This window comes from Citrobacter sp. FDAARGOS_156, from assembly GCF_001559235.2.
GTDB lineage: Bacteria > Pseudomonadota > Gammaproteobacteria > Enterobacterales > Enterobacteriaceae > Citrobacter > Citrobacter youngae.
The window spans coordinates 1,948,003-1,966,817 of the sequence record NZ_CP014030.2 but is presented as its reverse complement, the minus strand read 5'-3'; the positions used below and the strand labels follow the sequence as shown (position 1 = coordinate 1,966,817).

General features: G+C 50.8%; 13 protein-coding genes. 3 read left to right on the top strand and 10 right to left on the bottom strand.

What is annotated here, in order from left to right:
* Positions 1-34: 34 nt before the first annotated feature.
* The 10 genes from AL515_RS09515 to serC form a co-directional block, all read right to left on the bottom strand.
* Positions 35-1,267, bottom strand: a complete 1,233-nt coding sequence (locus AL515_RS09515) for a winged helix-turn-helix domain-containing protein (RefSeq protein ID WP_061067619.1) — start codon at positions 1,265-1,267, stop codon at positions 35-37.
* Positions 1,268-1,308: 41 nt separating this feature from the next.
* The gene (lpxK, locus tag AL515_RS09510) at positions 1,309-2,286 is read right to left on the bottom strand and encodes a tetraacyldisaccharide 4'-kinase (RefSeq protein ID WP_061067618.1); all 978 of its coding nucleotides are present in this window, start codon (positions 2,284-2,286) and stop codon (positions 1,309-1,311) included.
* Positions 2,283-4,031, bottom strand: a complete 1,749-nt coding sequence (gene msbA / locus AL515_RS09505) for a lipid A ABC transporter ATP-binding protein/permease MsbA (protein ID WP_048212139.1) — start codon at positions 4,029-4,031, stop codon at positions 2,283-2,285. The genes lpxK and msbA overlap by 4 nt, the downstream gene beginning before the upstream one ends.
* Before the next feature lie 36 nt (positions 4,032-4,067).
* Positions 4,068-6,332, bottom strand: a complete 2,265-nt coding sequence (locus AL515_RS09500) for a ComEC family protein (protein WP_061067617.1) — start codon at positions 6,330-6,332, stop codon at positions 4,068-4,070.
* Between the two features lie 206 nt (positions 6,333-6,538).
* Complete coding sequence (ihfB, locus tag AL515_RS09495; protein ID WP_003035780.1) at positions 6,539-6,823, bottom strand: integration host factor subunit beta; 285 nt, start codon at positions 6,821-6,823, stop codon at positions 6,539-6,541.
* A 194-nt stretch (positions 6,824-7,017) separates the two neighbouring features.
* Positions 7,018-8,691: a 30S ribosomal protein S1 gene (gene rpsA, locus AL515_RS09490; protein ID WP_003035776.1), complete on the bottom strand. Its 1,674-nt coding sequence runs from the start codon at positions 8,689-8,691 to the stop codon at positions 7,018-7,020.
* A gap of 113 nt (positions 8,692-8,804) precedes the next feature.
* Positions 8,805-9,488: a (d)CMP kinase gene (cmk, locus tag AL515_RS09485; protein ID WP_005123561.1), complete on the bottom strand. Its 684-nt coding sequence runs from the start codon at positions 9,486-9,488 to the stop codon at positions 8,805-8,807.
* A gap of 171 nt (positions 9,489-9,659) precedes the next feature.
* Positions 9,660-10,421, bottom strand: a complete 762-nt coding sequence (locus AL515_RS09475) for a M48 family metallopeptidase (RefSeq protein ID WP_048212141.1) — start codon at positions 10,419-10,421, stop codon at positions 9,660-9,662.
* A gap of 138 nt (positions 10,422-10,559) precedes the next feature.
* Positions 10,560-11,843, bottom strand: coding sequence for a 3-phosphoshikimate 1-carboxyvinyltransferase (aroA, locus tag AL515_RS09470; RefSeq protein ID WP_061067616.1), 1,284 nt, complete (start codon positions 11,841-11,843; stop codon positions 10,560-10,562).
* 68 nt (positions 11,844-11,911) lie between these two features.
* Positions 11,912-13,000 carry a 3-phosphoserine/phosphohydroxythreonine transaminase gene (gene serC, locus AL515_RS09465; RefSeq protein ID WP_048212142.1) on the bottom strand — a complete coding sequence of 363 codons (1,089 nt, stop codon included), beginning with the start codon at positions 12,998-13,000 and terminating at the stop codon, positions 11,912-11,914.
* 445 nt (positions 13,001-13,445) lie between these two features.
* Between serC and ycaO the strand changes: the two genes are divergently transcribed.
* From ycaO to pflB, 3 genes are all read left to right on the top strand, one after another.
* A complete protein-coding gene (gene ycaO, locus AL515_RS09455; RefSeq protein ID WP_061067615.1) occupies positions 13,446-15,206 on the top strand; it encodes a 30S ribosomal protein S12 methylthiotransferase accessory factor YcaO in 1,761 nt (586 codons plus the stop codon).
* A gap of 404 nt (positions 15,207-15,610) precedes the next feature.
* Positions 15,611-16,468, top strand: coding sequence for a formate transporter FocA (focA, locus tag AL515_RS09450; protein ID WP_003831909.1), 858 nt, complete (start codon positions 15,611-15,613; stop codon positions 16,466-16,468).
* A gap of 59 nt (positions 16,469-16,527) precedes the next feature.
* Entirely contained in the window at positions 16,528-18,810 is a 2,283-nt protein-coding gene (gene pflB, locus AL515_RS09445) for a formate C-acetyltransferase (protein ID WP_061067614.1), read from the top strand.
* The last annotated feature ends 5 nt before the right edge of the window (positions 18,811-18,815 follow it).

Here is an 18,815-nt window from a genome sequence, read left to right as displayed (position 1 = left end):
CGGATTGTGAATCCGTAAATATTAACATAATCAATTAAGAGGCTGGGTCTATTTCCCAACCGTGCCGAGATTCAGCAAATAAACCGTCCGGGCAATTCCCCAATGTCACTCGCGTCGCCTGCTGCCAGCGGGCAAAATCATCAATCGCCTGAAACAATCCTTTTTGCAGAGTAACCCCTGGTTTGATGCCATCCTGCAACCACAGCGAAATAACCTCCAGCACGCCGGTTTTACGGTGCATTTTGGCGTCCATGCGCCCAACTAACTGCCCGCGATGCAGCAACGGCAAGACGAAATAACCATACTGACGTTTCGGCGCTGGCGTATAGCATTCCAGTCGGTAGCTAAAATCAAACAGCTGTTCTGCCCGTTTACGATCCCAGACCACCGGATCAAACGGGGATAAAACCGCGTTGTGGGTGGCAGTCAACTTTCCCGCCAGAGCAAGTTCCAGTTGCGGCTGAAGGTGGCTGTGCAACCACAAGGTGCCCAGCCCTTCTACATCAACAGGAATTATATGTCGCTGTTCCCTTCGCATATCGCACCAGTTTTTTAACGCCGGACGCTTCAGGCGATAGTAGTCCGCCAACCACTGCTCACGGAAAATACCCAAACTACGGGCGCTATTATCCAGCATCACAATTTCGGCTTCATCCTGCGACAGCCGATCACGCTCGTCATTCCAATAAGGCATGACGCGATGCGTTAAATCATACACTCGCTGAAAATTACGCCGCTCCACCACCATCACTTTCCCGGATGTAAAAAGCCCTTCCAGATGCCGCTTTTGTGGTTTCCATTCCCACCAGCCGCTGGCACCCTTACGCGGATGCTCGAAATCGGCTGAACGTACCGGCCCGTTATGCTGGATATGCTGTAACAGTTGCTCAATTTCATGGGCATGTTCTTTCATCCACGCCGCTTTGTATTTCCAGCCCATTTTTTCCGGAGCCAACATACGATGGCGTATCAGCGTAAAGTCGCTGCGCGGTAAAAAACAGGCTTCATGGGCCCAATACTCCATCAATTCGCCCTGCAGTAAGGACTCATCCAGCCATTGGGGGGAATAGTCACCCAAACGACTAAACAGCACCAGATAGGGACTGCGCGCCACAATATTGATGGTATCGATTTGCAGTAACGACATGCGCGAAATGGTGGGAAGAATATCTGCAGGCGTTGCCCGGCGGCGTGTTTTTTTCAGTAGCCCTTGGGCAGCAAGGTGAAGATGACGGGCATCCGTCAGAGAAAGACGCGGCAACGACATTTATGGCCTCATAAATGATTCGCTGCCGCAGCGTGAATCAGTCAGCGAGTCAGCGAGATTAAGCTATCCAGCAACGCATCAGGCCGTTCGCCTGACAGATGTGCGTCAACGGGTAAATACCACCAGTTATCATCGGCAAATGCACGACATTTCACGGCATCTTTTTCCGTCATCACCAGCGTTTGTCCTTCTGCTAACAACGCACTGACGTCACTGTAGGTCAGAGACTGATGGTCCGCCAGTGCGACACATTTTTGTAACCTGGCGCCACATGCCTCAAGCGTGGCAAAAAAACGGGGTGGATGACCGATACCCGCCATGGCGACAATATCAGGCAGTTGCGCCACATCGCGACGTTCACCGGTACGTAAATTAACGGCCGGCCCCGGCTCAAGATGCATGGGAATTTCACCCGGTCGCGCAACGCCGCCATTAACGATCGTGGCATCTACCGATTTAAGGCGACCTGCGCGTTCACGCATTGGCCCAGCAGGGAGCCACCAGCCGTTACCAAACCGACGCACACCGTCAATCACCACGATTTCCACATCACGAGCCAGACGATAGTGCTGTAACCCATCGTCTGTCACAATAATCTGCACGTCATGGTGAGCAAGGATCGCTTTTACCGCATCCGATCTTACCGGAGATACCGCTACGGGTACGCCGGTACGTTGAAAGATAAGCACAGGCTCATCACCCGCTTCTGCGGTAGTGGTCTCTGCGGTCAATAACAACGGGTAAGCAGCCGCTTTCCCGCCGTAACCACGCGACACCACGCCCACGCGAATACCGCGTTGCTGCAGCTGCTCAACCAGCCAAATCACTACCGGCGTTTTACCATTGCCGCCCGCGGTAAGATTGCCAACCACCACCACCGGTACTGGCGCACGCCATGCACGTTTAAGCCCAAGCTTGTAGCATAGGCGGATCCCGCCACTCACCAGGCCATACAGCCAGGAGAGTGGAAGTAACAGTCGCCATAGTGGCGACTCACCCGACCAGATTCGCGCGATCATTGACCAAATTGCATCTTATGTAATTGTGCATAAACCCCACGCTGCTCAAGCAGTTCGCTATGGGTTCCACGCTCAACAATCAGCCCGTCTTCTACCACGATGATCTCGTCTGCCTGTTCAATGGTAGAAAGGCGGTGAGCAATGACCAGAGAAGTACGGTTTTTCTGTAGCTCATCCAGCGCAGACTGAATCGCGCGTTCGGATTCGGTATCCAGCGCCGACGTAGCTTCATCGAGGATCAGGATCGGACTGTCGCGCAGCAAGGCGCGAGCGATGGCGATACGCTGGCGCTGACCACCTGAAAGCAGCACGCCGTTTTCGCCAATCACCGTATCCAGACCATCATCCATCTTGTTGATGAAATCCATGGCGTAGGCCATCTGTGCCGCTTTTTCGATCTGCTCGCGGCTGTACATATCGGTACGCGCGTAGGCGATGTTGTTGGCAACCGTATCATTGAACAGGTGAACGTTCTGCGATACCAGCGCCACCTGATCGCGCAGCGATGACAGGGTGTATTCACGCAGGTCGTGCCCATCCATCAGAATCTGCCCTTCATCAATATCGTAGAAGCGCGTGATCAGGCTGGCGATAGTGGATTTACCAGAACCCGAACGACCAACCAGGGCAACGGTTTTGCCCGCCGGAATATTCAGGTTGATGTTACGTAGCGCAGGAATGTCACGGCCCGGGTAGGTAAAGGTCACATTACGGAACTCCAGATCGCCAGAAGCGCGCTCAATGACGCGTTTACCTTCATCTTTCTCTTGTTCGCTATCCAGTATCGTAAATAAGGTCTGGCATGCCGCCATACCGCGCTGGAACTGCGCATTGACGTTAGTCAGTGACTTCAGTGGACGCATCAGGGCGATCATTGAAGAGAAGACAACGGTGATTGTCCCTGCCGTCAGGTTTTCCATCACGCTTGGGAAACTGGCCGCATATAACACGAAGGCCAGAGCCAGAGAAGCGATCAACTGGATGATAGGATCGGAGATAGAAGAGGCAGAAACCATCTTCATACCCTGCAGACGCATCTTGTTGCTGACTTTGTCAAAACGCTTGGTTTCAACTTCCTGGCCACCAAAAATCAAAACTTCTTTGTGGCCTTTCAGCATCTGCTCCGCACTTGTCGTAACCTGCCCCATGGTGTTTTGCATGTTTTTACTGATGCTACGAAAGCGCTTGGAAACCACTCGGATTGCCACTGACACAATTGGCGCCAGCACAATCAGGATCAATGACAGCTGCCAACTGTAATAGAACATCATGATAAACAGGCCAATAATCGAGGCACCTTCACGTACTACGGTGATTAGCGCACCAGAAGATGATGACGCTACCTGCTCTGAATCATAGGTAATACGAGACAGCAGCGTACCGGTAGACTGTTTATCAAAAAAGGCGACAGGCATGCCCATCATATGACCAAACAGGCGGCGGCGCATGGTCATGACCACTTTGCCTGACACCCATGAAATACAGTAGCTGGAGACGTAGCTCGTAATACCGCGAACTATCATTAGCCCAATGACCACCAGAGGCATCCACAGCAGCACAGAGCGATCAGTTTTACCAAAACCATCATCCAGTAATGGCTTGAGGAGCGATAACATGAAGGTATCGCTGGCCGCGTTAAGGACTAACGCTATACCCGCCACGATCAGACCCGATTTAAAAGGCGCTATGGTTGGCCATAGTCGGCGAAACGTCTGCCACGTAGAGAGATCTTTATCGTTATGCATTCAAAAAACCAGCATTTGTTAGAATAGCCGCATATTCTACCCGTTATCCTCCAACACGCCAAACCACTGATGATACCAACGGGGTAAAATCTGATCCCGTAAGCTGCGTATGCGCCAACTTTTTTGATAAATATCTAGCGTGATTTGCCCCTGGTGGGGTGTGTCCAGCCACTGATAATTTTGTTTCCGGTAACGCTGTCGGACTTTCCATGACGGTAGACGCCAGGCATTGTAGCGGGATGCTGAGGCTATTGCGGCCTGTCCGCCAACGCGTTGAATCAGCGCCAATGAGGATGACGTGTTACTCCCGTGGTGTGGAACCTGCACAAACGTAGCCTGCAGATGCTGCCAGTAGTGACTTAGCATTTTTTGTTCAGCAGGGGATTCAATATCACCAGTCAGGAGAATACTCTGATGTCCGTCATCCACCTTTACCACACAGGAATGGTTATTCCCCTGCTCTTTATTTCCACTGACTGGCCAATGTGCACTAAATGTTAATCCCTGCCATTGCCAATGCTCCCCGCGAAAACAAGGGAGATGCCCTTTCCAGCCCAACGGACTTCTGATCCACAGTGACGGCCAGGCTTGCTGTAGCGATTGCAACCCTCCACGGTGATCCAAATGCTCGTGACTTAGAATTACCCCTTGCGGTTCCAGGTTGTGCCAACGTAGCCAGGGAATAATCAGCTGTTGCGCGCTATCACCTTCAGGCCATGCCAGACCAGTATCATAAAGCAGTGCTTTACCATTACGCGCAATCACCATCGCCAGCCCCTGCCCGACGTCCAGCATATGTACCTGCCACAAATCAGCGCGGGGTGTCCTCCAGAACGGTCCGCTCAATAACAAAAGCCCGGTAAAACAGGCAACCGGTAGCGTTTCCCAGGCATTTAATCGCCATGCAATAAGCATCAGCCATGGGGACAGTGCAAGCCATTGCCAACGCGCATCAATGTTGAGCCATCCTTCCGGTAAGCTATTGAGACCCCAAAATAACAGCTCCAGAGAACGGTCAGCGAGATACCACAGCCCTGCCTCGATCATCACCTGACCGGTTAAATGCACGACCATACCCGCTAATATCAGAGGAACTGAAACAAATGTGACCAGCGGTACCGCAAATAAATTGGCCAGCAATGAGCTCAGGCTAACACCGTGAAATAATGCGATTTGGACAGGCAGAAGCAGTACCGTAATTCCCAGTTGAAGATGAGCAAGCGCCAGCACTGCACGTCCGATACGCGAGAGCGGCCAGCACGGCATCGGCATCCACTGAAACCAGAATAGCAGCGCCGCTACGGCGAAAGCAGACAACCACAGACTTTGTGAAATCACCGCGACCGGATCTACTACCACAATTGCTGCCAGACAGGTAATCCAGACCGCCCAGCCACTCCACTGCCTGCCGCTTAGTTTTAGTGCCCCCCATACCATTAGCGCGATGACCGTGCGTAATGCCGGTGGTTGCAGCCCCGTCAGCCAGGCATAAAATGCAGCGCAGAGCACACCCCCGACTAGCGGAGCCTGCCAGCAGACCCAGCGTGCTGGCATAAAAAATTGTCCGCCTCGTATCAATCCGCCAGCGAGGAGTGCGGCAAAAGCAATATGCAGCCCGGAAATGGCCATCAAATGTGCTGTTCCGGTATCACGCATTATATTTTTTACCGCCTGCGATACAGACAAACGTTCCCCCATCCCCAGCCCCAGTATGACTTGCTGCCAGGGATAGGCGGCAAGCGTGGTTTTTAGCGAGGAGAGATAACGTGCACGCAGACTGCATTGCGGTGTAATCACTGAGGCCTGCAGAAATCGCCCCGTTAGCGGCTGATGCTGTGCCAATGCATAGCGCTGGCTATCAAATCCACCTTCATTCAGTTGCCCATGCACAGCGCGAACTTTCAGCATCATCGCCCATGTCTGACCTGCGCAAACATCGCCAGGTAAGTACTGTCCATACAGTACGACGCCAACGGCAGGAAAGATTCGTTTCCCCTGAAGGTGAGTGATTTGGCCGTAGTGCGTTGTCATATTGTCAGTTCCGGTTATCCTCACAATGGCTTGCTGGGTTTTCGCAGGCAGCGTATTACCGGCCCAGATAACCTCTTTCGCAGCCAGTATTCCCCACAGGAAAAACAGCAGGACTAATCCAGCGTAATGCATATATCGATGAGGAATGAGACAAAGCAGACACGCCAGACCAAATACCAAGCTGACACACAGCATGTCAGGTAATACGGGTAATACCGTCAGCGGGAGAATGCCGCATAACGCACACGTACTGATTGTTGTTAGTTTCATATGACACCTCCCTGTGACAGGGAGTGTGCAGGACAACTCAGCAGATGTCTGGCAACTATTTACCGGTAAACGAGGTGCGTTCCGATGTTATTTAACTGCAGATGTAACATACAAATATGTTGGGAGAGAGATTCCAGCACAGGGAGGTGAAAATGAAAAAAGCACCCATACAGGTGCTTTTCTCGGGGCTAAGTCTTGCTGAGGACTTAACCGTAAATATTGGCGCGATCGCGCAGTTCTTTACCCGGCTTAAAGTGCGGAACATATTTTCCTTCCAGATCCACTTTATCGCCAGTCTTCGGATTACGTCCGGTGCGTGGTGCGCGGTAATGCAAAGAAAAACTGCCGAAACCGCGGATTTCAATACGCTCGCCCTGCGCAAGAGTCGAGGCCATATGTTCCAGCATCTCTTTTACTGCATCTTCAACCGCTTTCGCGGGAATATGAGGTTGCTGGGTTGCAAGTCTTTCAATCAATTCTGACTTGGTCATGATTCCTCCGGTTCCTTAAAGGCAAAATTAGCTGCTGCATTGATTAAGGGCGGCCGTAGCCGCCCTTTGTCATTGATTACAGGACGAATCCTGTAATCTGTCAAGCTACTCGTCACCCTTTGTGCTGTTAACAGCACAAAGGATTTATACCCGTCATACTTCAAGTTGCATGTGCGGGTATAGAGTACTCGATATTACTCGCCTTTAGCTGCTTTGAAAGCTTCAGCCATTGCGTTGTTAGAGAAGTTTGCATCTTCCTGTTTGTTAACAGTTGCGATTGCATCTTTCTCATCAGCTTCGTCTTTAGCACGAACAGACAGGCTGATTGCACGGTTCTTACGATCAACGCCGGTGAATTTAGCTTCAACGTCGTCGCCTACGCTCAGAACCAGAGTTGCATCTTCAACGCGGTCGCGGGAAGCTTCAGAAGCGCGCAGGTAACCTTCAACGCCGTCAGCCAGTTCTACGGTTGCGCCTTTAGCGTCAACTGCAGTGACTTTACCGTTTACGATTGCGCCTTTCTTGTTCAGTGCAACCCAGTTGTTGAACGGATCTTCTGCGAGCTGTTTAACGCCCAGAGAGATACGCTCACGCTCTGCGTCAACCTGCAGAACAACTGCTGCGATTTCGTCGCCTTTTTTGTATTCACGAACTGCTTCTTCGCCTGCAACGTTCCAGGAGATGTCAGACAGGTGAACCAGGCCGTCGATGCCGCCGTCCAGGCCGATGAAGATACCGAAGTCAGTAATAGACTTGATTTTACCTTCAACACGGTCGCCCTTGTTGTGGGTTTCCGCGAACTGCTGCCATGGGTTGTTTTTGCACTGCTTCAGACCCAGGGAGATACGACGACGTTCTTCGTCGATATCCAGAACCATAACTTCCACTACGTCGCCAACGTTAACAACTTTGGACGGGTGGATGTTTTTGTTGGTCCAATCCATTTCGGAAACGTGAACCAGGCCTTCAACGCCTTCTTCGATTTCAACGAAGCAGCCGTAGTCGGTCAGGTTGGTCACGCGACCAGTCAGTTTGGTACCTTCCGGATAACGCTTAGCGATAGCTACCCATGGATCTTCGCCCAGCTGTTTCAGGCCCAGAGATACACGAGTACGCTCGCGGTCGAACTTCAACACTTTAACAGTGATTTCGTCGCCAACGTTTACGATTTCGCTCGGATGCTTAACGCGTTTCCATGCCATGTCGGTGATGTGCAGCAGGCCGTCAACGCCACCCAGATCAACGAATGCACCGTAGTCAGTGAGGTTCTTAACGATACCTTTAACTTCCATGCCTTCCTGCAGGTTTTCCAGCAGCTGATCGCGTTCTGCGCTGTTTTCGGATTCGATAACGGCACGACGGGAAACAACAACGTTGTTACGCTTCTGATCCAGCTTGATTACTTTGAATTCAAGCTCTTTGCCTTCCAGGTGCAGCGTGTCGCGGACCGGACGAACGTCTACCAGGGAACCCGGCAGGAACGCGCGAATACCATTCAGCTCAACAGTGAAGCCACCCTTGACTTTGCCATTGATAACACCAGTAACGGTTGCAGCTTCTTCGTAAGCTTTTTCCAGCGTGATCCAAGCTTCGTGACGTTTAGCTTTTTCACGGGACAGCAGGGTTTCACCGAAGCCGTCTTCTACTGCATCCAGAGCAACGTCAACTTCGTCACCAACCTGGATTTCCAGCTCGCCCTGGGCGTTTTTGAACTGCTCTGCCGGAATGGCGGACTCAGATTTCAGACCGGCGTCAACCAGTACTACGTCTTTGTCGATAGCAACAACAACACCACGAACGATGGAACCCGGGCGGGTTTCGATTTCTTTTAAGGATTCTTCAAACAGTTGAGCAAAAGATTCAGTCATGTTTAATCTTCAGGTTTCATATTTAACGTCCACCTGGCTCCATGCCGGATGGGGTTGTTTAACATACCCGCTGTCAATCCATTGCAACGGGGGTACTACAAATTCGGTCGCACTTATGCGAGAGCCAGTTTTTGGCGCGCGTATTGTAACGCTTTTTCAATCACTTGCTCAATGCTTAATCGGGTTGAATCTAAAACTAAAGCATCAGCAGCGGGAACCAGCGGCGCTACAGCACGGTTGCGATCGCGGTAATCGCGTTCTTCGATCTCGGCCAAAAGGCGTTCAAAGTTAACACTAAAGCCCTTCTCCTGCAACTGTAGCATACGTCGATGCGCACGTTCTTGCGAGGAGGCGTCCAGAAAAATTTTTACTGGCGCATCAGGGAACACCACCGTGCCCATATCACGTCCGTCGGCAATCAGGCCGGGCGCTTCACGAAACGCGCGTTGACGACGTAACAGCGCTTCGCGTACGCGAGGAAACGCAGCGACCTGAGAGGCGGCATTCGCCACTTCCTGGGTGCGGATTTCGCCGCTGACATCTTCGCCTTCCAGAATGACTTCCAGGTTGCCGTCCGTTGAGATAAAACGCACATCCAGGTGTGAGGCAAGCGGTACCAGAGCATCTTCAGAAGTGACATCAACATGGTGATGTAACGCTGCGAGCGCCAGTACGCGGTAAATCGCGCCTGAATCTAACAGATGCCACTGCAATGCTTCCGCCATTGCCTTGCACAAGGTGCCTTTTCCTGCACCACTTGGGCCATCAATGGTAATAACCGGGGCAATTGCCGTCATCTTTTTCTCCTTAAACGGGCATACGTTAACGTGAACGCCGCGCATTATACGCGCCAACGCTAATAATCGTTAACACAGAGTGTAAAAACCCGATTAGTCTGTAACGATATGAGGAAGAATTGCGCAATTATAGCGGGCTGGCGAGAAACCAGCCCGGAAGATGACACTGTTTTACTTTTTATCTGCAGCGATACGTTCACGCATATGCTGAGCACGATCGTCAGATGCCGGATGAGAATCCATCAGTGATTTTGCATGGCCTGCGTCCATCGTGGCAAACTTATCAAACGCAGTCACTAACCCCTGACGGTCAATACCGCGTTTTTTCAGCAAATCATAGGAAAAGTCATCCGCATCCGATTCCTGGCTACGGGAGAACGCTGAGTTAATCACACCTTCCGCCAGATCGCCCAACTGAGACTGGGAAAGCTGAGAAGCGACGCCGCTGGTCGCAGAAATAGCATCGCGCGCAGCGAGTGTGGCATACGCAGTCTGCATTGCTTTACGTGAGTGTCCTAAAGAAACATGGCCCAACTCATGACCCAGCACACCTTCAATCTCATTGTCGGTCATCTGGTCCATCAAACCCGAATAAACACGTACGCATCCATTCGCCATTGCCCAGGCATTGATATCACTGGTCATATAAACCTTATAGTTGACCGGCGTTCCATCAATGTTATTACCCAACGCTTTCGCAATTTTATTCAGACGCTTAGTGTATTTGCTTTTTGCGCCCGCTAGCTGGTTTTCGCTATCCATCTGCTTACATGAACTGTTAGAGAGAGATTTGACATCAGCGTCGGAAAGCGTCGCAGCTTTATAAGCCGCCATACCGGAACTGGCAACAAGGTCGCCATTTACGCCATTTTTACAACCTGCCAACAACGTAGCGGAAACCGCCAACGCCAAAAAGAGTGATTTATTTTTCATGCTAATCTTCCGATGATATTTATAATAAAAACAAATAAATAAGTTAAATCATCAACAAATTAGCATTAGTTGTAAGCGTAAAAACAGTGCGGTTACGGACATCGAAACGCCAGTCCAGGGACCGGCGTTTCGTGAGGATCAGGCAGGAGTACTAATACGGGCCAACTGTTCGAAATAATCCGGGAAGGTTTTGGCGGTGCATTTAGGGTCCAGAATGGTTACCGGCGTGTCAGACAACGCCACCAGCGAGAAACACATCGCCATACGGTGATCGTTATAGGTCGCAATATCCGCAAACTGCAGCTTAACCGGCGGAGTGATACGGATAAAATCATGCCCCTCTTCAACTTCCGCGCCCACTTTCCGCAACTCCGTTGCCATCGCAAACAGACGGTCGGTCTCTTTGACGCGCCAGTTGTAAATGTTCCGTAAAGTCGTTGTGCCCTTTGCAAACAACGCGGCGGTCGCAATGGTCATTGCCGCATCAGGAATATGGTTCATGTCCATATCGACAGCGTTCAACTCACCGCGAGTACAGGCAATAAAATCATCACCCCATGTCACGGTCGCGCCCATTTTTTCCAGCACATCAGCAAAGCGAATATCACCCTGCATGCTATGACGCCCAATCCCGGTAACCTTCACCGTACCGCCTTTGATCGCGCCAGCCGCAAGAAAATACGAGGCCGATGAAGCGTCGCCTTCTACCAGATAGGCGCCCGGAGACTGGTACTGTTGGTTGCCCTGCACGACAAAGCGCTGGTAGTTCTGATTCTCAATTTCAACACCAAACGTTTTCATCAGGTTCAGTGTGATATCAATGTAAGGTTTGGATACCAGCTCACCTTTAATGGCGATCGTCGTGTCCTGCGGCGCCAGCGGCGCAGTCATCAGCAATGCAGTGAGGAACTGGCTGGATACGCTGCCGTCTACCTCAACTTGCCCTCCGGTGAAACCACCGCGCAGACGTAGAGGCGGATAATTTTCCTGCTCCAGGTATTCAATGTTGGCTCCGCCCTGGCGTAACGCATCAACCAGATGACCAATCGGGCGCTCTTTCATGCGCGGTTCGCCCGTCAGCACGATGTCATTGCTGCCCAGGCACAGCGCTGCGGCCAGCGGGCGCATTGCGGTTCCGGCATTGCCAAGGAACAGCTCTACAGCGCCTTCTGCATGCAGCGCGCCGCCGTTACCGATTATCTCGCAACGCGTGCGATCGGCAGAAAGGGTATAGCTAATCCCTAACGCATTCAGAGCATTAAGCATATGGCGGACATCATCGCTGTCCAGCAGGTTGGTCAGGACAGTGGTGCCATTTGCTAATGCAGCCAGCAGCAAAGCGCGGTTAGAAACACTTTTGGATCCAGGCAGATTGATGGTGCCATCCACCCGCGCAATGGGTTGTAACGTCAGGGATTCCATGAAACTCAACTCTCAAAAACAGACATAAAAACCCCACAGACTGACTGTGGGGATGAAAATACAGCAGATTAGCCGCGGCGGCGCTCGAAATCGACCATGAAATCGGTCAGTGCTTTTACGCCTTCCAGCGGCATAGCGTTATAGATTGAAGCCCGCATTCCGCCAACTACACGATGTCCCTTCAGTGCATGCAGACCGGCAGCAAACGACTCTTCCAGGAAAAGTTTATCCAGCGCGTTGTCAGCCAACTGGAACGGGACGTTCATGCGTGAACGGTTCGATTTCGCCACATCGTTGCGGTAGAAATCGCTGTTATCAATCACGCCGTACAACAGTTCCGCTTTTTGCTGGTTAATTTTATCCATCGCGTTAACACCGCCCTGCTCTTTCAGCCATTTAAAAACCAGGCCAGACAGATACCAGGCAAAGGTCGGTGGCGTATTGAACATGGAGTCGTTGTCATTCAGCACGGTATAGTCGAGGATTGACGGGCAGGACACATGGGCCTTACCCAGCAAATCTTCACGTACGATGACAATGGTCAGCCCGGCCGGGCCGATGTTTTTCTGCGCCCCGGCGTAAATTACGCCATAACGACTAACGTCAAGCGGTGCGGAAAGAATGGTCGAGGACAGATCCGCCGTAACCACCACGTTGCTGGCAAAATTCGGCGTTTCATCAATCGCGATACCGTCGATGGTTTCGTTCGGACAATAGTGCAGATACGCCGCATTGTCAGAAAGCTGCCATTCACTCATCGGTTTAACAGCACGCAGTCCGTCAACGGTGACTTTGGCGTCGATAACATTTGGCGTGCAGTACTTTTTCGCTTCTTTAATTGCACTGGCGGCCCAGTAACCGGCATCGACGTAATCCGCCGTGGTTTTGTCACCCAGAATATTTAATGGGATACCCGCAAACTGCCCACGGCCACCGCCATGACAGAACAACACTTTATAGTTGGAGGGGATACTGAGAAGATCGCGAAAATCCTGCTCCGCTTCCTCTGCGACCTGGATGAACTCTTTGCCACGGTGGCTAATTTCCATCACCGACGTGCCAAGACCGTTCCAGTCGCGAAGATCCTGTTGAGCCAGTTTAAGTACTTCTGCCGGTAGCATTGCCGGACCTGAACTAAAATTGAAGACCTGAGCCATTTCCCCTCACCACGTTGTGTTGTTATCCGATCAACATCCTGTCGTTTACGATAATTCCTGTGACAGACATTGGGTATAAGTTATTCCTGTGGATATCGGTTTTATCATTCAGTGACACGCGCCGCAATGGGTAAAACTGGCCAGGGCAAAAATGAGCGGTGCATCACACAAAAGAATCTATCGGATTGACGGATAAAAACCGAGATTTTCGCTATCAGGAGGCGCATTTGGCCCAGCCAACCTTCGACCATTCTGGTTTTGCATAGCGCAGAGATATATAAAGAAAGAAGCCCCCTTCCCTTCAGCAGATAGTCCGCAGACATTCGACTGAACACGCTACGGTGTGAATCAAATGCTTTATTTACGCCGAGGCTCGGGCGGCGATAGCGCCATTCATTGAAAACCCGTATCATTGCGCGCTTTCCGTACGACAAAAGTGATTTTCATGACGCAAACATTTATCCCCGGCAAAGATGCCGCACTGGAAGATTCCATCGCTCGCTTCCAGCAAAAATTACTCGACCTCGGTTTTCAAATTGAAGAAGCCTCGTGGTTGAATCCCGTTCCTAACGTCTGGTCTGTGCATATTCGCGACAAAGAATGCGCGCTGTGCTTTACCAACGGTAAAGGTGCGACGAAAAAAGCGGCGCTGGCCTCCGCACTGGGCGAATATTTTGAGCGTCTGTCCACGAATTACTTCTTTGCGGATTTCTGGCTGGGCGACACCATCGCTAACGGCCCGTTCGTACATTACCCGAACGAAAAATGGTTCCCACTGACAGAAGATGATGACGTACCTGAAGGTTTGCTGGATGCGCGTCTGCGTGCATTCTACGATCCAGACAATGAACTGACCGGTAGCATGCTTATCGATCTGCAATCCGGCAATGAAGAACGCGGCGTTTGCGGCCTGCCGTTTACCCGTCAGTCAGATAATCAGACCGTTTACATTCCGATGAACATTATCGGTAATCTGTACGTATCTAACGGTATGTCTGCGGGTAACACACCGAATGAAGCCCGCGTTCAGGGGCTGTCTGAAGTTTTTGAGCGCTATGTGAAAAACCGCATTATCGCGGAAAGCATCAGCCTGCCGGAAATTCCGGCCGAAGTGATGGCGCGTTACCCGGCAGTCGTTGAATCCATTGCAAAGCTGGAAGCCGAAGGATTCCCAATCTTCGCATACGACGGCTCGCTGGGCGGCAAATACCCGGTTATCTGCGTTGTACTGTTCAACCCGGCTAACGGTACCTGTTTTGCCTCTTTCGGCGCGCACCCGGATTTCGGTGTTGCACTGGAGCGTACCGTCACTGAACTGTTGCAGGGCCGTGGCCTGAAAGATCTTGATGTCTTCACTCCCCCAACCTTCGACGATGAAGAAGTGGCTGAGCACACTAACCTCGAAACGCACTTCATCGATTCCAGCGGTCTGATCTCCTGGGATCTGTTCAAGCAAGATGCCGATTACCCGTTCGTTGACTGGAATTTCTCTGGCACCACGGAAGAAGAGTTCGCCACCCTGATGGCCATCTTCAAAGCGGAAGATAAGGAAGTCTACATCGCCGACTACGAGCATCTGAGCGTTTACGCTTGCCGCATTATCGTCCCGGGCATGTCTGACATCTACCCTGCAGAAGATTTGTGGTTAGCCAACAACAGCATGGGAGCGCACCTGCGTGAGACCATTCTCTCTCTGCCAGGCAGCGAATGGGAAAAAGAAGACTACCTCAACCTGCTCGCACAACTGGATGAAGAAGGATTTGACGACTTCACTCGCGTACGTGAGCTGCTGGGTTTGGCGACCGGTGCGGATAATGGCTGGTATACCCTGCGCATTGGCGAGCTCAAAGTAATGCTGGCTCTGGCGGGTGGTGACCTTGAGCAGGCACTGATCTGGACGGAATGGACAATGGAATTTAATGCATCCGTCTTTAGTGCTGAACGCGCAAACTATTACCGTTGCCTGCAAACTCTGCTGCTGCTCTCTCAGGAAGAAGATCGTCAGCCGCTGCAGTATCTTAACGCATTTGTTCGTATGTACGGTGCAGAGGCAGTTGAAGCAGCAAGTGCAGCAATGAGCGGAGAAGCGCCATTCTACGGATTACAAACGGTTGATAGCGATCTGCGGGCTTTCCCGGCACATCAGTCTCTGCTGAAAGCCTATGAGAAGCTGCAACGCGCGAAAGCAGCACACTGGTCAAAATAGTGGCAAACAGCCCGCGTTGAGTAGGCTAAACGTATTGTCTGGGCTATATTACGGGGCGCTCTAAGCGCCCTGTTTTTTTATTTTTGTGTACTCAAAAATAAATGTAAAAACAAGGTTAAATATTAGTAGTTGATATTAAAATTTTTGGTTTATTAATATCGCTATTTATCTCAATTACTCCATTTTAATTAACCGTCCGACTGGAGGCATAAAGAAAAATTTCAACTCACTTTATAATTTTTAAAATTTATTTTTACATGGATAATCAACAAGTTACACCGTAATCGCATAAAAACCATGCGTCTTACGGGCCTATAAGCCAGGCGAGATATGATCTATATCAAATTCTCATCTATAATGCTTTGTTAGTATCTCGTCGCCGACTTAATAAAGAGAGAGTTAGTGTGAAAGCTGACAACCCTTTTGATCTTATACTTCCTGCTGCTATGGCCAAAGTTGCCGAAGAAGCAGGCGTCTATAAAGCAACGAAACATCCGCTTAAGACGTTCTATCTGGCAATTACTGCCGGTGTGTTCATTTCAATTGCCTTTGTTTTCTATATCACTGCCACAACCGGTACCGGCACAATGCCTTTCGGCATGGCAAAGCTGGTGGGTGGTATCTGCTTTTCCCTGGGGCTGATCCTTTGCGTTGTCTGCGGCGCTGACCTCTTCACTTCAACCGTACTGATTGTCGTCGCTAAAGCCAGTGGTCGTATTACCTGGGGTCAGTTAGCGAAGAACTGGCTTAACGTTTATGTCGGTAACCTGATTGGTGCGCTGATTTTTGTGTTACTCATGTGGCTTTCTGGCGAGTATATGACCGCCAACGGCGCGTGGGGACTCAACGTCCTGCAAACTGCCGACCACAAAGTGCACCATACTTTTGTTGAAGCTGTAAGCCTTGGTATTCTGGCTAACCTAATGGTGTGCCTGGCGGTATGGATGAGCTACTCTGGCCGCAGCCTGATGGACAAAGCGTTTATCATGGTATTACCGGTCGCAATGTTTGTTGCCAGCGGTTTTGAGCACAGTATCGCAAACATGTTTATGATCCCTATGGGTATCGTAATACGCGATTTCGCCACCCCGGAATTCTGGACCGCTGTCGGTTCTTCTCCGGAGAATTTTTCTCACCTGACCGTGATGAATTTCATCACCGATAACCTGATTCCGGTTACGATCGGTAACATTATCGGCGGCGGTTTGTTGGTCGGGTTGACATACTGGGTCATTTACCTGCGTGGTAACGATCATCATTAATCTGTTGATGCTCATTACACGCAGTAAATAAAAAATCCACTTAAGAAGGTAGGTGTTACATGTCCGAGCTTAATGAAAAGTTAGCCACAGCCTGGGAAGGTTTTACCAAAGGTGATTGGCAGAATGAAGTAAACGTCCGTGACTTCATTCAGAAAAACTACACTCCGTATGAGGGTGACGAGTCCTTCCTGGCTGGCGCAACTGAAGCGACCACTGCACTGTGGGACAGCGTAATGGAAGGCGTTAAACAGGAAAACCGCACTCACGCGCCTGTTGACTTTGACACCTCCGTTGCTTCTACCATCACTTCTCACGACGCTGGCTACATCAACAAAGCGCTTGAGAAAATTGTTGGTCTGCAAACTGAAGCTCCGCTGAAACGTGCAATTATCCCGTTTGGCGGTATCAAAATGGTTGAAGGTTCCTGCAAAGCGTACAATCGCGAACTGGACCCGATGCTGAAAAAAATCTTCACCGAATACCGTAAAACCCACAACCAGGGTGTATTCGATGTTTATACCAAAGACATTCTGAACTGCCGTAAATCCGGTGTTCTGACTGGTCTGCCAGATGCGTATGGCCGTGGCCGTATCATCGGTGACTACCGTCGCGTTGCGCTGTACGGTATCGACTACCTGATGAAAGACAAATACGCTCAGTTCGTCTCTCTGCAGTCCGATCTGGAAAATGGCGTAAACCTGGAAGCAACTATCCGTCTGCGTGAAGAAATTGCTGAACAGCACCGCGCTCTGGGTCAGATCAAAGAAATGGCTGCTAAATATGGCTGCGATATCTCTGGTCCGGCTACCAACGCTCAGGAAGCTATCCAGTGGACTTACTTCGGCTACCTGGCCGCGGTTAAATCTCAGAACGGTGCAGCAATGTCCTTCGGTCGCGTATCCACCTTCCTGGATGCTTACATCGAACGTGACCTGAAAGCAGGCAAAATCACCGAGCAAGACGCTCAGGAAATGATTGACCACCTGGTCATGAAACTGCGTATGGTTCGTTTCCTGCGTACTCCTGAATATGATGAACTGTTCTCCGGTGACCCGATTTGGGCAACTGAATCAATCGGCGGTATGGGCGTTGATGGCCGTACTCTGGTTACCAAAAACAGCTTCCGCTTCCTGAACACCCTGTACACCATGGGTCCTTCTCCGGAGCCGAACATCACCGTTCTGTGGTCTGAAAAACTGCCTCTGAACTTCAAGAAATTCGCCGCTAAAGTGTCCATCGACACCTCTTCTCTGCAGTACGAGAACGATGACCTGATGCGTCCGGACTTCAACAACGACGACTACGCTATCGCTTGCTGCGTAAGCCCGATGGTTGTTGGTAAACAAATGCAGTTCTTCGGTGCGCGTGCAAACCTGGCGAAAACCATGCTGTACGCAATCAACGGTGGCGTTGATGAAAAACTGAAAATGCAGGTTGGTCCTAAATCTGAACCGATCAAAGGCGACGTTCTGAACTTCGACGAAGTTATGGACCGCATGGATCACTTCATGGACTGGCTGGCTAAACAGTACGTCACCGCACTGAACGTTATCCACTACATGCACGACAAGTACAGCTACGAAGCCTCTCTGATGGCGCTGCACGACCGTGACGTTATCCGCACCATGGCGTGTGGTATCGCTGGTCTGTCCGTTGCTGCTGACTCCCTGTCTGCAATCAAATATGCGAAAGTTAAACCGATTCGTGACGAAGACGGTCTGGCTATCGACTTCGAAATCGAAGGCGAATACCCGCAGTTTGGTAACAACGACCCGCGCGTTGATGACATGGCGGTTGACCTGGTAGAACGTTTCATGAAGAAAATTCAGAAACTGACTACTTATCGTAACGCTATCCCGACTCAGTCTGTTCTGACCATCACCTCTAACGTGGTTTATGGTAAGAAAACCGGTAACACCCCAGACGGTCGTCGCGCTGGCGCACCGTTCGGCCCAGGTGCTAACCCAATGCACGGTCGTGACCAGAAAGGTGCCGTTGCCTCTCTGACTTCTGTTGCTAAACTGCCGTTTGCTTACGCTAAAGATGGTATCTCTTACACCTTCTCTATCGTTCCGAACGCACTGGGTAAAGACGACGAAGTTCGTAAGACCAACCTGGCTGGTCTGATGGATGGTTACTTCCACCATGAAGCGTCCATCGAAGGTGGTCAGCACCTGAACGTGAACGTCATGAACCGTGAAATGCTGCTGGACGCGATGGAACATCCGGAAAAATATCCGCAGCTGACCATCCGTGTTTCTGGCTACGCAGTACGTTTTAACTCCCTGACTAAAGAACAGCAGCAGGACGTTATTACTCGTACCTTCACTCAGACCATGTAATTGGT

Bases quoted from the DNA above. Each gene is read 5' to 3' on its own strand.
- AL515_RS09500 (WP_061067617.1), bottom strand. From the start codon at position 6,332: ATGAAACTAACAACAATCAGTACGTGTGCGTTATGCGGCATTCTCCCG.
- AL515_RS09515 (WP_061067619.1), bottom strand. From the start codon at position 1,267: ATGTCGTTGCCGCGTCTTTCTCTGACGGATGCCCGTCATCTTCACCTT.
- serC (WP_048212142.1), bottom strand. From the start codon at position 13,000: ATGGCTCAGGTCTTCAATTTTAGTTCAGGTCCGGCAATGCTACCGGCA.
- cmk (WP_005123561.1), bottom strand. From the start codon at position 9,488: ATGACGGCAATTGCCCCGGTTATTACCATTGATGGCCCAAGTGGTGCA.
- AL515_RS09475 (WP_048212141.1), bottom strand. From the start codon at position 10,421: ATGAAAAATAAATCACTCTTTTTGGCGTTGGCGGTTTCCGCTACGTTG.
- lpxK (WP_061067618.1), bottom strand. From the start codon at position 2,286: ATGATCGCGCGAATCTGGTCGGGTGAGTCGCCACTATGGCGACTGTTA.
- pflB (WP_061067614.1), top strand. From the start codon at position 16,528: ATGTCCGAGCTTAATGAAAAGTTAGCCACAGCCTGGGAAGGTTTTACC.
- ihfB (WP_003035780.1), bottom strand. From the start codon at position 6,823: ATGACCAAGTCAGAATTGATTGAAAGACTTGCAACCCAGCAACCTCAT.
- ycaO (WP_061067615.1), top strand. From the start codon at position 13,446: ATGACGCAAACATTTATCCCCGGCAAAGATGCCGCACTGGAAGATTCC.
- aroA (WP_061067616.1), bottom strand. From the start codon at position 11,843: ATGGAATCCCTGACGTTACAACCCATTGCGCGGGTGGATGGCACCATC.
- msbA (WP_048212139.1), bottom strand. From the start codon at position 4,031: ATGCATAACGATAAAGATCTCTCTACGTGGCAGACGTTTCGCCGACTA.
- rpsA (WP_003035776.1), bottom strand. From the start codon at position 8,691: ATGACTGAATCTTTTGCTCAACTGTTTGAAGAATCCTTAAAAGAAATC.